This window comes from Kribbella sp. HUAS MG21 (assembly GCF_040254265.1).
In the GTDB taxonomy this organism is placed as follows: domain Bacteria; phylum Actinomycetota; class Actinomycetes; order Propionibacteriales; family Kribbellaceae; genus Kribbella.
The window spans coordinates 6,015,753-6,029,482 of sequence record NZ_CP158165.1 but is presented as its reverse complement, the minus strand read 5'-3'; the positions used below and the strand labels follow the sequence as shown (position 1 = coordinate 6,029,482).

Annotated in this window: 14 protein-coding genes; 5 read left to right on the top strand and 9 right to left on the bottom strand. The window is 70.4% G+C overall.

Annotated elements, in window-relative coordinates:
• Positions 1–64: 64 nt before the first annotated feature.
• On the bottom strand, positions 65–775 hold the full coding sequence (locus tag ABN611_RS29165; RefSeq protein ID WP_350275451.1) for an alpha/beta hydrolase: 711 nt from the start codon (positions 773–775) through the stop codon (positions 65–67).
• Positions 776–910: 135 nt separating this feature from the next.
• Here ABN611_RS29165 and ABN611_RS29160 point away from each other — a divergent pair, with 135 nt between their 5' ends.
• Entirely contained in the window at positions 911–2,641 is a 1,731-nt protein-coding gene (locus ABN611_RS29160; RefSeq protein WP_350275450.1) for an FAD-dependent oxidoreductase, read from the top strand.
• Between the two features lie 12 nt (positions 2,642–2,653).
• Positions 2,654–3,406 carry a class I SAM-dependent methyltransferase gene (locus ABN611_RS29155; RefSeq protein WP_350275449.1) on the top strand — a complete coding sequence of 251 codons (753 nt, stop codon included), beginning with the start codon at positions 2,654–2,656 and terminating at the stop codon, positions 3,404–3,406.
• A gap of 9 nt (positions 3,407–3,415) precedes the next feature.
• Here the strand turns inward: ABN611_RS29155 and ABN611_RS29150 are convergent, their stop codons facing one another.
• Genes ABN611_RS29150 through ABN611_RS29125 form a run of 6 tightly spaced genes read right to left on the bottom strand, consistent with a single transcriptional unit; the run spans position 3,416 to position 7,456 of the window.
• On the bottom strand, positions 3,416–4,138 hold the full coding sequence (locus ABN611_RS29150; RefSeq protein ID WP_350275448.1) for an NAD(P)-binding domain-containing protein: 723 nt from the start codon (positions 4,136–4,138) through the stop codon (positions 3,416–3,418).
• A complete protein-coding gene (locus ABN611_RS29145; RefSeq protein WP_350275447.1) occupies positions 4,135–5,199 on the bottom strand; it encodes an LLM class flavin-dependent oxidoreductase in 1,065 nt (354 codons plus the stop codon). The genes ABN611_RS29150 and ABN611_RS29145 overlap by 4 nt, the downstream gene beginning before the upstream one ends.
• Before the next feature lie 45 nt (positions 5,200–5,244).
• The gene (locus tag ABN611_RS29140) at positions 5,245–5,613 is read right to left on the bottom strand and encodes a hypothetical protein (protein WP_350275446.1); all 369 of its coding nucleotides are present in this window, start codon (positions 5,611–5,613) and stop codon (positions 5,245–5,247) included.
• Positions 5,614–5,626: 13 nt separating this feature from the next.
• Positions 5,627–6,493, bottom strand: coding sequence for an RNA polymerase sigma-70 factor (locus ABN611_RS29135; RefSeq protein WP_350275445.1), 867 nt, complete (start codon positions 6,491–6,493; stop codon positions 5,627–5,629).
• Positions 6,486–6,704, bottom strand: a complete 219-nt coding sequence (locus ABN611_RS29130; RefSeq protein WP_350275444.1) for a hypothetical protein — start codon at positions 6,702–6,704, stop codon at positions 6,486–6,488. The genes ABN611_RS29135 and ABN611_RS29130 overlap by 8 nt, the downstream gene beginning before the upstream one ends.
• Entirely contained in the window at positions 6,701–7,456 is a 756-nt protein-coding gene (locus ABN611_RS29125) for an SDR family oxidoreductase (RefSeq protein WP_350275443.1), read from the bottom strand. The genes ABN611_RS29130 and ABN611_RS29125 overlap by 4 nt, the downstream gene beginning before the upstream one ends.
• 124 nt (positions 7,457–7,580) lie before the next feature.
• Between ABN611_RS29125 and ABN611_RS29120 the strand changes: the two genes are divergently transcribed.
• A complete protein-coding gene (locus tag ABN611_RS29120; RefSeq protein WP_350275442.1) occupies positions 7,581–8,762 on the top strand; it encodes a low temperature requirement protein A in 1,182 nt (393 codons plus the stop codon).
• Positions 8,763–8,772: 10 nt separating this feature from the next.
• On the opposite strand, the gene ABN611_RS29115 is transcribed toward ABN611_RS29120, so the two are convergent.
• Both ABN611_RS29115 and ABN611_RS29110 read right to left on the bottom strand, forming a co-directional pair.
• Complete coding sequence (locus ABN611_RS29115; protein ID WP_350275441.1) at positions 8,773–9,765, bottom strand: Gfo/Idh/MocA family oxidoreductase; 993 nt, start codon at positions 9,763–9,765, stop codon at positions 8,773–8,775.
• A 12-nt stretch (positions 9,766–9,777) separates the two neighbouring features.
• A complete protein-coding gene (locus ABN611_RS29110; RefSeq protein ID WP_350275440.1) occupies positions 9,778–10,758 on the bottom strand; it encodes a Gfo/Idh/MocA family oxidoreductase in 981 nt (326 codons plus the stop codon).
• Positions 10,759–10,939: 181 nt separating this feature from the next.
• Between ABN611_RS29110 and ABN611_RS29105 the strand changes: the two genes are divergently transcribed.
• On the top strand, positions 10,940–12,076 hold the full coding sequence (locus ABN611_RS29105) for an ROK family transcriptional regulator (protein WP_350275439.1): 1,137 nt from the start codon (positions 10,940–10,942) through the stop codon (positions 12,074–12,076).
• A gap of 58 nt (positions 12,077–12,134) precedes the next feature.
• Positions 12,135–13,721, top strand: a complete 1,587-nt coding sequence (locus ABN611_RS29100) for a DUF4832 domain-containing protein (RefSeq protein ID WP_350275438.1) — start codon at positions 12,135–12,137, stop codon at positions 13,719–13,721.
• Positions 13,722–13,730 lie beyond the last annotated feature (9 nt).

Sequence of the window (13,730 nt, the reverse complement as noted above, 5' to 3'; positions counted from 1 at the left end):
GCGTCGCCCGCCGGCCACGGGGTCCGCGCCCCGGAAACCCCGTGGTCGAGTCCGTGGTCCGCGCCTAGGAGCCAAGGGCGTCCAGGATGGTGGCGGTGACCGCTTCCGGCTGCGAGACGCTCAGGGCATGCGACCCGCCGGCGATCTCCACGGTGTTCTTGGCGCCGGCGCGCTCGGCGAAGAAGCGGTGCAGGGCGACCGGGATGTTCAGGTCCAGGTCGCTGAACACGAACCAGGACGGGATCGTCCGCCACGCCGGCGCGGCGGTGGGCAGGCCCGTGGTCAGCGCGTCCTGGGTCACCGGCCGCTGGGTCGCGGCCATCAGCGCGGCCTGGTCGGCGGGTACGTCGGCGCAGAACTGCTGGTGGAAGACGTCACCGCGGATCGCCAGTTCGTTGCCGCCGGTGGCGACCGGGTAGGCGTTCAGCGCATCGCCGAGCGTGCTGCCCGGGAACTTCAGCGACAGCTCGAACGCGGTCTCGCCCTGGTCCGGCGCGAACGCGCAGACGTAGACGAGGGCCCGCACGGCATCGTTGCCCGCAGCGGCCTCGGTGATCACCATCCCGCCGTACGAGTGACCGACGAGCACCACCGGGCGGTCGATGCCGGCCACGACGTCGCGCACGTACTGCGCGTCGCCGGCCAGGCTGCGCAGCGGGTTCGCGACCGCGACCGTTTCGATCGACCGCTCCCGCAGCCGCTCGACGACGCCGTTCCAGCTGGCCGACTCGGCGAACGCGCCGTGCACCAGGACGACGACCGGGTTCTCGCTCATGGGGTTCTCCTTCAACTCGGGGACACCGAATGAGACCGGACAGACAGCGCGGTTGTGACCGGGGAGACAGTCACACTTCGGGACCCTGCGGTGTCCTAGTGGGTGAGACGTGCAACCGCCAGCGGAGGAGAACAGATGAGCATCGCCGAACAACAGATCGCCACCTCGGTCCTGGTGATCGGAACCGGCGGTGCCGGGCTACGGGCCGCCATCGAGCTCGCCGAACAAGGCGTCGAGGTACTTGCCCTCGGCAAGCGACCGCGGAACGACGCGCACACCTCGCTGGCCGCCGGCGGCATCAACGCCGCCCTCGCGACCATGGACCCCGAGGACAGCTGGCAGCAGCACGCGGCCGACACACTGCAGGAGAGCTACCTGCTCGCGAACCCGGTCACCGTGCAGATCGTCGCCCAGGGCGCGGCCCGCGGGATCGAGGACCTCGAGCGCTGGGGGATGCCGTTCGCGCGCGAGGCCGACGGGCGGATCTCGCAGCGGTTCTTCGGCGCGCACACCTTCCGCCGGACCGCGTTCGCCGGCGACTACACCGGCCTGGAGATCCAGCGCACGCTGATCAACCGCGCGGTGCAGCTCGGCGTACCGATCCTGGACACCGTGTACGTGACGCGGATCCTGGTGAAGGACAACACGGTCTTCGGCGCCTACGGGTTCGACCTGACGACCGGCCGCCGGTACGTGATCCACGCCGACGCGGTGATCCTGGCCGCGGGCGGCCACACCCGGATCTGGCGCCGTACGTCGTCCCGCCGCGACGAGAACACCGGCGACGCGTTCCGGCTCGCCGTCCTCGCGGGCGGGAAGATCCGCGACCCCGAGCTCGTACAGTTCCACCCGTCCGGGCTGATCGAGCCCGAGAACGCGGCCGGCACCCTCGTCTCCGAGGCGGCCCGCGGCGAGGGCGGGCAGCTGCGCAACGCGCTCGGCGAGCGGTTCATGGCCCGGTACGACGCGGAGCGGATGGAGCTGTCCACGCGGGATCGGGTCGCGCTGGCGGCGTACACGGAGATCAGCGAAGGCCGCGGGACGCCGAACGGCGGCGTCTGGCTGGACGTGTCGCATCTCCCGCGGGAGACGATCATGCGGCGGCTGCCGCGGGTGTACCAGACGCTGCTCGAGCTGCAGATGCTCGACATCACCAAGCAGCCGATCGAGATCGCGCCGACCGCGCACTACTCGATGGGCGGCGTGTGGGTGCGGCCCGAGGACCACGGCACCGGCGTCGACGGGTTGTGGGCGATCGGCGAGGCCGCGAGCGGGCTGCACGGGGCGAACCGGCTCGGCGGCAACTCGCTCATCGAGCTACTGGTGTTCGGGCGGATCGTCGCCGAGGAGGCCGCGAAGTACTCGATCGGGCGGCAGGCGCAACTGCGCTCCGCGGACGCCGTCGCCGAGGCACGCGCCGAGGTCGACGACCTGCTGACGAACGACGGACCGGAGAACGTCCGCGCCCTGCAGCGGGCGCTGCGCGACACGATGACGGCCCGCGCGGGCGTCGTCCGCGACGAGAGCGGCCTGCAGGCCGGGATCGCCGAGCTCACCGAGATCGAGGAGCGGATCACGCAGGTCGGCGTCCACCCGGACATCGCCGGCTTCCAGGACCTGGCGCACGCGTTCGACCTGAAGGCGTCCGCGCTGGCCGCCCGCGCGACGCTCGACGCCGCCCTGGTACGGCGGGAGACGCGCGGCTGCCACAACCGCTCGGACTACCCGGACCTCGACGAGTCGCTGCAGGTGAATCTCGTGTGGTCGGGTCCCGGCGCGGTCGAGCAGGAGCAGATCCCCCCGATCCCGGACGAGCTGCGCCAACTCATGCGGGACGTCTCGTCGGAGGGTAAACTGGTCGAGTAGGGGGAGGGTGTCGTGACCGCTCCGGGGATGGTCGCGGAGTTCGACGACGTTGCCGCCTGGACCGCGGAAGCCGTGGAACAGCTCGGCGTCGAACACGCGATCCCGGCTGCCTGCCGGGGCAGCTCGAGCCCGGCCGCACTGGCGTGGCTGGCCGAGGCCTGCGAGCTGTCGCCGGGTGCTCGGCTCCTGGACGTCGGCGCGGGCTCGGGCGGTCCCGCGGCGTGGGCCGCCAAACGGTTCGGCGTACGACCGATCCTGCTGGAGCCGATGCCCTCCGCCGGTCGCGCCGCGTCCCGGCTGTTCGGGCTGCCGGTCGTCACCGCGGACGGCCGGCACATCCCACTCGCCAACCAGTCCGTCGAGGTCGCGTGGTGTCTGGGCGTCCTGTGCACGGTGGCGGACAAGGTCACGCTGCTGAGCGAGATCCACCGCGTGCTCGTTCCCGGTGCGTCCCTCGGCCTGCTCGTGGTGGTCGCCGGGGATCGAGCGATCGAGCGGCCGCCGGAGGGGAACCACTTCCCTACCCAGGCCGTGTTGGAGGAGGTGCTCGACCGGTCCGGGTTCGACCTGGTCGAGCAGATCGAGAGGCCGGCCGCCGTACCGCTGTCGTGGGTCCGGCGCAGCGCCGAGGTGACGGCGCACATTTCAGCCCGGTACCACTCGCATCCGGCCTACAGCATGGTCAGCAGCCAGGACCGCCGGCTGCACCAACTGCTGACCTCCGGCTACCTGTCCCTGCAACTGCTCCACGCAGCGAAGCGGTAGCAGCCTGCCCTACGCGGCGTCACCGTCCGCGACCTCCGCGGAGGCGGCGCAGGCGGTGCGGGCCTTGGCGACCTCCTGGCCTCGGATGGTGTCCGGGTAGCGGTCGAGCATCTGGCGGAGTTCGGTGGCGGGGACGTTGGCGCCGAAGGGTTCGGTGCCGGGTTCCAGGCGTCTGCCCTCGGCGAGTGGGCCGGCGATCACCGGGTCGAAGCCTAGGGCGTCGACGAGCGTGGCCACCTGGTCGAGGTCGGCCGGCTCGCCGGCGATCGCGATCGCCTTGCGGTCCGGGGAGCCGGCGGGGCGGGCGCCTTCGTCGAGGTCGTGGTAGCCCATGTGGTTGAACGCCTTGACGACCCGCGCCCCGGCCAGGAACTCCTGGACGATCTCCGACGACGACGTCCGCGGGTCGGTGAGGTCGTCGCGGATTCCGTCGACCTCCCACCAGTAGTTCATCGCGTCGACGACGAGCTTGCCGCGCAGCTCCGCGGCCGGGATCGTCCGGTACTTGCCCAGCGGCAGCGCGAGGATCACCACATCGGCCTCGGCCGCCGCCTCGGCGGCGGTCGTCGCCACCGCGCCCGGCGTCACGACCTCGACGATCAGCGCGATCTTCGACACCTCACCGGAGCCCGCGATCAGCACCCGGTACCCGGCCGCGACCGCCAGCCGCGCCAGCACCGTCCCGACCTTCCCGGCCCCCAGGATCCCGATCGTCGTCACAGGAGCGTTCACCGGGCGTCCTCCGCGAGGATCTCCCGGACCAGCGGAACGACCTTCGTCCCGTACAGCTCGACCGCCTTCATCCGGGCGCTCGACGGCAGCGGCCCGCCCGAGTAGATCAGGTCGAACCGCTCGACCCCGAGCGCCTTGACCGCGCCCGCGATCCGGCGCGCGACCGTCTCCGGCGAACCGACGTACATCGACCCGTGCCGCACCTCGGACTCGAACTCCTCGCGCTTCAGCGGCGGCCAGCCTCGCAGCGCCCCGATCCGGTCCCGCATCACCTTGTACGGCGCGTAGTAGATCTCCTTGGCCTGCTCGTCGGTCTCCGCGACGAACCCCGGCGAGTGCATCCCCACCGGATGCGCCACCGTGCCGAACTGCTGCGCCGCGCGCTTGTACAGATCGATGTACGGCGCGAACCGCTCCGGCGAGCCGCCGATGATCGCGAGCATCAACGGGAGCCCGTAGTACGCCGTACGTACGACGGACTGCGGCGACCCGCCGACGCCGACCCACGTCGCCAGCCGGCCGGACTCGGTCTTCGGGTAGACCTCCGCGTTGTCCAGCGCCGCGCGCACCGTTCCTTCCCAGGTCACCGGCTTCTCGTCGAGCAGCTGCACGAACAGCTGCAGCTTCTCCTCGAACAGCTTGTCGTAGTCGGCCAGGTCGTACCCGAACAGCGGGAACGACTCGGTGAACGACCCGCGCCCGAGGATCACCTCGGCGCGGCCGTTCGACAGCGCGTCCACGGTCGAGAACCGCTGGAACACCCGCACGGGGTCGTCCGAGCTGAGCACCGTCACGCCCGACCCGAGCTTGATCCGCGAGGTCTTCGTCGCGATCCCGGCCAGCACCGTCTCCGGCGTCGAGATCGAGAACTCGGGCCGGTGGTGCTCGCCGAGGGCGATCGCGTCCACGCCGATCTCGTCGGCCAGCACCGCCTCGTCCACCACCTGCCGGATCGCCGCCGCGGCCGTCACCGGCGCGCCGCTGTCGTCCACCGGAATGTCCCCGAAGCTGTCCAGCCCGAAGGCCAAGTCGGCCATGTTTCCGCTCTCCCGTCCGTTCACCGCACCAAGTCTAGGTTGACACGTCAACACCAGACCGGGCGGGGTTCATTCCCGGGAGCGCCAGTGCCGGAGCTTGTCCGGGTTCAGGACGATCCAGACGGTCACCACCTTCGGCCCTGCCACCTTCAGGCTCAGCACCGCGACGACCGCGCCGTCGAGCGTCCGCAGTACGACGCCCGGCTCGCCGTTGACCGCCTCGACGCTCGGCGCGGTGCCGGGCCGCACCAGTTCCGTCAGGCACCGCGCGACCTGGGCGGCGCCCCGGACCGGAACCGTCGCCGCGGCCACCCGGCCACCGCCGTCGCTGACCGCGACCACGTCGGCCGCGAGCAGACTCCGGATCGCGCCCGCGCTCCCGGCCCGGCACGCGGTCGCGAACCGGTGCACGACGGCATGATCGCCCCGCTTGAACAACGTCGCCTCCTGCTCAGGCGATCGCGGTGAGCTTCGCCGGATTCATCTGCCACAGCACCTCGTCGATTCCTTCGGCCGACGCGGTCACCGTGCAGACCGCGAAGACCTCGCCGGCCCGGCTCAGCAGCGCGACCGCGCGCCCGTTCGCCGTACCGAACTCCACCTCGACCCCGACCCAGAAGTGCTTGTGGAACGCCCGGTGGTACTTCGCCACCCGCAGCCGCCCGACCACCGGGAACTTCGACGCCCGGGCCGCGCCGCCGCCGTCGGAGTAGCTGATCGCGTCCTTCGCCAGCAACTGCTCCAGCACGCTCAGGTCACCCGCCCGCGCGGCCACGATGAATGCCGTCAGCAACTTCTGCTGCTCGCGGCCGCTGACCTCGGTACGACGTTCCGCGCGGATCCGCTTGCGCGCCCGGCTGACCAGCTGCCGCACGGCCGCCTCCGTGGTCTGCAGCATCGCGGCGAGCTCGTCGTACGGGTAGTCGAACGCCTCCCGCAGGACGTACGCCGCCCGCTCGGTCGGCGAGAGCCGTTCGAGCACGAGGAGAACGGCGAAGCTCAGCGCCTCCCCGTGCTCGGCACCGAGGTACGGGTCGGCGCTGGTGTCGACCGGTTCGGGCAGCCAGGGCCCGATGTAGGTCTCCCGGCGGGACCGCGCGGACTGGCTCGCGTTGATCGCGAGCCTGGTCACGGCGGTCGACAGGTACGCCACCGGGCTCTTGACCGCACTGCGGTCCGCAGCCTGCCAGCGCAGCCACACCTCCTGGACCAGGTCCTCGGCCTCGGTGTGGCTGCCCAGCATCCGGTACGCGATGCCCATCAGGCGCGGGCGCACCTCGTTGAAGACGGCAACGGCATCGTCCAGGTCGTCAGTCATCAGCCGGAGGATACGGTCCCTCGTCGGTTTCCAGCGCCTCGATCGCGCTGTGCAGGCTGTTCAGGTCGGCGGCTTCCACCTCGACCTCGAACGGGTCCATGAGCCACTCGGCGGGGTCCTCGTCGTCGGGCGGCGTGCCGGCGGCGTTCATCGCCATGTCGGCCTCCACCTCGACGTCCAGTTTGCGCAGGAACGGGTCGTCCATCGTCATCGACCGGCCTGCGCGGCGTACCACTCGTCGTAGTGCAGGTCGCCCAGGGTCGCCTCGCCGATCGGCACCAGGCTGCGCTCGGTCAGCTCCGAGCCGAAGTACCGCGCGTGCTCGTCGGCGACCACCTCGCGGGTGTCGCCGCGGGCCGCGAGCGCCTTGCGGAAGAACTCGTCCATCCGGTACTCGTCCGGCCCGGCGATGTCGAACCGCGCGTTCAGCGGCTCGCCGACGGCGGTCCGGCCGAGCAGCTTCGCGACGTCCTCGCCGGCGATCGGCTGCCAGGCGACCGGCGCGATGTGCACCTTGCCGTCGTCCCACGTGCCCTCGTCCGCGATCCCGCCGACGAACTCGAAGAACTGGGTCGCGTGCACCAGCGAGTACGGGATCCCGGAGGACTTGATCAGTTCCTCCTGGGCCAGCTTCGCGGCGAAGTACGCGTTGTCCGGCAGCCGCTCGGTGCCGACGATCGAGATGCCGACGTGGTGCCGGACCCCGGCCGCGTCCTCGGCGGCCAGCACGTTCCCGGTCGAGATCTTGAAGAACTCCATCACCGGACCGGCCTCGAACGACGGCGAGTTCGCCACGTCGACCACCACGTCGGCGCCCTTCAGGACGTCCGCCAGGCCCTCGCCGGTGATGGTGTTCACCCCGGTGTTCGGCGCGGCCGGCACCGCCTCGTGGCCGTGCTCGGTGAGCTTCGTCACCAGCTTCGTGCCGATCAGCCCGGTGCCGCCGATCACGACGATCTTCATCGCAGAACCCCTTCGGTTGTCTTCAGCTGTCACCAGGTAAGACAGGGCACCCCCGCGGCCTGTGACAGTCACATCCCGGGGCGCTGCGCTGTCTGTTCCTTCGACCCCTTCGAGAGGAGCCGCCGTGCCCGATGTCCGGATCCGGGTCCGGATGACAGCGCGACCGATCGACGAGCCGCACCGCGCGGCGAGCCAGCTGGAGCTGTTGTTCGACCTGACGTTCGTGGTCGCGGTCGCCGCCGTCACCGCGCAGTTCGCGCACACCATCGCCGACGGTCACGCCCGGGACGGCCTGCTGCCGTTCCTGCAGGTGTTCTTCGCGATCTGGTGGGCGTGGATGAACTTCACCTGGTTCGCGTCGTCGTACGACACCGACGACGTCACCTACCGGATCCTCACCATGGTGCAGATGGGTGGCGTGCTGCTGCTCGCCGCGGGCGTCCCGGACGCCGCGGAGCACGGCGAGTACGTGATGGTCACCTCGGGCTACCTGGTGATGCGGCTCGGCCTGATCGCCCTGTGGGTGCGCGCGGGTATCGAGGACCCGGCGCGTCGCCGTACGGCGTTCCGCTACGCGCTCGGGATCGGGGTGCTGCAGGTCGGCTGGTTCGGCCGGCTGTACCTGGTCGCCGCCGGCGCAACGGACGGTGTGTTGCTGGCCGCCTTCATCGGCCTGGCGATCCTCGAGCTGGCGGTGCCGTTGTGGGCGGAGCGGCCGCGGGAGACGACCTGGCATCCGCATCACATCGCCGAGCGGTACGGCCTGTTCACGATCATCCTGCTCGGCGAGGCGGTGCTGGCCGCGTCCAACGCCGTACGGCGGGCCATCGAGGAGACCGCGGTGAGCGCCGAGCTGGTCGCCGTCGCGGCCTGCGGGCTGGTCATCCTGTTCGCGTTGTGGTGGCTGTACTTCCTGCATCCCGCCGGGCCCCGGCTGGAGGACCGGCGGGAACGCTCGTACCGGTGGGGCTACACCCATTACGGGCTCTTCGCATCCCTCGCCGCACTCGGCGCCGGCCTCGAGGTGGCGGTCGAGCAGACCGGCCACGACCTCCACCTCTCCCCCACCGGCGCGAGCTACGCGGTCGCCGTACCGGCGGCCTGTTTCGTCGCGCTGCTGTGGTGCATCCACCGGGCCATCGCCGAGCCGTCCACGATCCACCTCGGTACGGCGCTCGCCGGTATCGCGACGCTGCTCGTCCTGCCGCTCGCGACACCGGCGATCGGGCCGGTCGCGGACCTCGCCCTGATGGCGGCGACCTGCGTCGCCGTGGTCGCGGTCGCCTCCTGGCACGCCCGGCGGTAGGCCCCAGCGCCTAGACCTGCAGGACCGGTGCGATCGTCTTGGAACGCGAGCCTTCGTACGCCGCGAGCAGGATGCCGAGGACGGCGATGCCTTCGTGTTCGGTGTGCAGCGGGCGCTTGTTCCCGGCCAAGGAGTCCGCGAAGTGGCCGATCTCGGCGACGAACGTGTCGACCGGTTCGAACTCGAACGTCTCCGTCTCACCGGAGCGCAGGCGGTACGAGAGCGTCGTACCATCGCTGGTCAGCGAGCCGAGCTCACCGACCGCGGAGAAGCGTTCGGTGGACGCGGCCGGCTGATAGGCCCAGCTGGTCACGAGCTGGCCCACGACGCCGTTGTCGAACCTGATCAGCACCTGCGCGGAGTCCTCGCCCTCCATGAACTTCAACCGGTGGGTGGAGAGCATCGCGGTGGCCTCGACCGGCAGGCCGCCGGCGAGGTGCAGCATCAGATAGGTCGGGTGGTACCCGGTGTCGATGAGCTCGCCGCCACCGCTGGTCTTGCTGCTCGCCCGCCAGCCCATCGTGCTCGGGTCGAAGTCGTTGTAGAAGCTGTCGGTGGTCCGCACCTCGTAGACCGTGCCGATGGTGCCGGCCTCCAGCAACTCCTTCGCCTTGGCGACCGCGGGCATGAACAGCTGGTTGTGCGCGCACATCAGCGTCACGCCGTTCTCGGTCACCGCCTTGCGTACGTCGGCGGCCTCCGATGCCGACAGGCACAGCGGCTTCTCGCAGAGGATGTGCTTGCCGGCCTCGGCCGCCGCGACGATGGCGTCCCGGTGCAGATGGTGCGGCAGGCAGATGTCGACCGCGTCGAGCTCTTCCTTGGCGAGCATCTCGCGATAGTCCGTGTACGCCGCGGCGCGCAGCTCCTCGCCGCGCTTCTTCGCGGTCTCGGCCACCGCGTCCGCGACCGCGGTGACCGCGATCCGGTCGGCGTGCGCGCGGTACCCCTTGATGTGCGCCGACGCGATCCCGCCCGCGCCGATCAGTCCTACCTTGATCATCGGACGGTCCTCTCAGCTGTAGGAAATCACGCGGTTGGTCTCGGCGGCCGCGTTCGCGGCCACCACGAAACGCGTCAACTCGACTGCGCGTTCGATGTTGTCGTCCGCGCGGGTGCCGTCGGTGATGTGACCCACCCACTGCGCGAACGGGTCCGGCGAGTGCTCGGGCACGTCGACCTGCTCGCCGTTCACCAGCAGCACGTTGCCGCGGTCGGTGTAGGTCAGCGTGCCGTCGGTGCCGAACAGCTCGATCGTGAACGGGTTGCCGCTCGCGAAGCCCGCCTCGATCACGCCGATCTTCTGGTCGCCGTACCCGGCCACCACGACAGCGTTGTCCTCCAGGCCGCGAGCGGCCACCGAGCGGTACGTCGCACTCACCGTCTCCGGGTGCGCGCCGAGGAACAGCTGGGTCAGGTACACCGGGTGGCAGCCGAGGTCCGTGAGCGCGCCGCCGATCGCGGCCTTCGGCTCGAAGAACCGTTGCGGCAGCCAGCCCTCCTTGCCGTCGCGCGGGATCGCGCCGTCGTGCGACAGCCGGACCCGGCCGTACGTCAGCCGGCCGAGCGTGCCCTTGTCGAGGACTTCGCGGATCGCCGTGGTGTAGCCGTGCGCGAGCCGCGGCAGCGAGACCGTCAGTTTCACGCCGGCCGCGTCGGTGGCGGCGACGATCTCCTCGGCCTCGGCGACCGTCGGGGCCAGTACTTTCTCGGTGTAGATGTGCTTGCCGGCCTGCGCGGCCTTCACCATCACGTCGCGGTGCGCGTCGGTCGGCGTGGTGATCACCACGCCGTCGAGGTCGTCGCGGGCGAGCAGCGCGTCGAGGTCGCCGGTGTACTCGACCCCGAACTGTTCGGCGCCGGCGCGGCCGCGCTCGGCGTCGTCGTCCCAGACGGCCACCAGCTCCGTCCCGGGGTGCGCCTGGGCCTGCTTCGAATAGTCGCCGGCATGTACGTGCCAGAAGCTGAGCGTCGCGATCTTCAGCGGGTTGGACACTCTGGTCCTCCTCAGTGGAAACCTGCGGAATCGTTTCTGATCGACCGTCGGCAGATCACGGTACAACGTTGTCATCGGTGCGCAACAGACTTCCGGCGCGCCCGTTCACACCCTGAGACCCGTGCGCAGTCCGGATGCTTATAGTTATGCAGGAGTCCTGGATTAGGTGAGGAGCGCCGCGATGACCGAGGAGCCGGCCGGCGGGGATCTGTCGCGGTTGCGGCAGCTCAACGCGGTCGCCGTACTGCGGGAACTGCGCGGGGACCAGCCGCTGACGCTGACCGAGTTGTCGAAACGGACAGGACTGTCGCGCGCTTCGACCGAGGACGTCGCGCGGGACCTGCTCGGGCGCGGGTGGCTGGCGGAGGTGGCGCCGGCGGCGGGGTCGGTGGGGCGGCCGGCGCGGCGGTACCGGTTCAACGCCGGTGCCGGACGGTTGCTCGGGGTGGATGTCGGCGGTCACAAGGTGCTCGCGTTGGTGACGGACCTCGACGGTGAGGTGATCAGCCAGGCGCGGCTCGAGATCGACGCGACGGCCGGGCGGCGGGCGCGGCTCGCGGCGCTGGACCGGTGTGTGGCGAAGGCGCTGCGCAAGGCGTCGACCGGGGCGGACGGGATCTGGGCGACCGGCGTCGCGACCACCGGTCTCGTCGACGGGACCGGGAAGGTGATGCTGTCGGACTCGCTGCCGGAGTGGAGCGGCGTCGACCTGGCCGCGCACGTACGGCGTCTGGTCCCCGGCCCGGTGCGCGTGGAGAACGACTGCAAGCTGGCCGCCCTCGCCGAAACGTGGCGCGGCGTCGCGCGCTACGCCAAGGACGTCGTCTTCCTCCTGGCCGGCCTCCGCACCGGCGCGGGCCTCATCATCGACGGCAAACTCCACCGCGGCTTCGCCAACTGGTCCGGCGAAATAGGAGCCCTCCCCGCCGCCGGCTGGCAACAGGCCCCCGAACACCTCCACACCTGGCTCGAACGAACTGGTGCGGTGGAAGCAGACGGCTTCGAGCGGGTGTTCGGCGCCGCCCGCGGGGGTGATGAAGGGGCCCTGGCAGCGGTGGACGAGTACGTGCAGGATTTGGCGGTGGGGGCGTCCGCGTTGGTGTTGACGTTGGATCCGCAACTGGTGGTGATCGGGGGTGGGTTCTCGCGGTCGGCGGATGTGATGGTGGAGCCGTTGCGGCGGGAGCTGGATCGGTGGTGTCTGCGGACGCCGGAGATCCGGGTGTCGGCGTTCGCGGACGAAGGGGTGGCGCTGGGCGCGGTGCGGCTGGCGCTCGACGAGGTCGAGTCGTCGATCACCGACGGGCTCAGACCTTGACATAATTTTCCTGGACTCCATGATTATCCCATCGCCCCGCCCAGCGAGAGGAAGCATCATGATGCGTCCGTTCCGGCTGCTCAGCACGCTTGCCACGGTCGGCGCCCTGCTGGCCACGGCCGCGGGCACCCCTGCCCACGCGACGATCAGCGGCACCAGCGCGACCAACACCGCCACCACCGTCACCTACCGCTTCTCCTACACCGGCACCCCGCAGTTCCTCCGCGTGTACGTCGACACCGACCGCAGTACGGCGACCGGCTACGCCCAGGCCGGGACCGGCGCCGACTACCTCCTGGAGAACGGCTTCCAGGCGGAGGCCCCGCTCGAGACCTCCGCGAAGTACACGCACACCTACACCGGCAGCGGCGGAGTCACCTACACCCCGTCCGCCGACAACTTCGCCAACCCGGAGCGCGGCCTCTACCACCACACCGGCGACTGCGACAAAGCCGACTTCTCGCAAGCCACGCTGCAGAGCTACCGCAGCACCCAGGGCATCTCCCTGGTCATGTGCGTCTTCTACCTGGCCGAGTACAAGAACGGCCCGATCGCCCAGGCAGCCCTCGACCAGCTCCAGCAGCAACTCGACACCGTCCGCGCCGCCGGCCTCAAACTGATCCTCCGGTTCGCCTACACCACCTCGACGGCCGGCGACGACGCCTCCAAGGACCGCGTCCTCGCGCACCTCGACCAGTTGGCGCCGTACCTGAACGCCGGCAAGGACGTCATCGCCGTCGTCCAGGCCGGACTGATCGGCGCCTGGGGCGAGTGGTACTACACGCAGAACTTCGGCAACGCCGGCACGATCTCCAGCACCGACTGGGCGAACCGCAAGGCCGTCACGGACAAGCTCCTCAGCGTCGTCCCGTCGACCCGGATGATCCAGCTGCGCACCCCGAAGTTCAAACGGACCATGTACTCGACCACCCCGGTCCAGCCGGGCGCCGCCTACAACGGCTCGGCGCTGTCGCGGATCGGCCACCACAACGACTGTTTCCTCGCCAGCCCCGACGACTTCGGCACCTACGAGAACCCGTCCGTCGAGTACCCGTACCTCCAGGCCGAGACGACGTACGTCGCCATGGGCGGCGAGACCTGCGCCGCGAACCCGCCCCGCTCCGAGTGCCCCACCGCGACCAGCGAACTCGCGCAGTTCCACTGGTCCTACCTCAACACCGACTACGAGCCGAACGTGCTCAACTCCTGGACCGCCGGCGGCTGCCTGGCGACCGTCACCAAGAACCTCGGCTACCGCTTCCGCCTGACCTCCGGCAGCTATCCCGCCGCCGCCTCCCCCGGCGGCAGCCTGCCGATCTCGTTCACCGTCCACAACGACGGCTACGCCACACCTTTCAACCCCCGCAACCTCGAGCTGGTACTGCGGAACACGGCAACCGGCACCAACTACAAGCTCCCGCTCACGTCGGACCCGCGGCGCTGGACCGCGGGCACGTCGACCACCGTCCAGCAGACGTTGACGGTGCCAACGAATCTTCCGGCAGGCTCGTACACCCTGCTGCTCAACCTGCCGGATCCGCTTCTGTCCACTCGCCCCGAGTACTCGATCCGCCTCGCGAACCAGGGCACCTGGGACGCGGCGACCGGGATGAACTCGCTCCTGCACACACTCACTGTCAGCTAGGAGAACCTG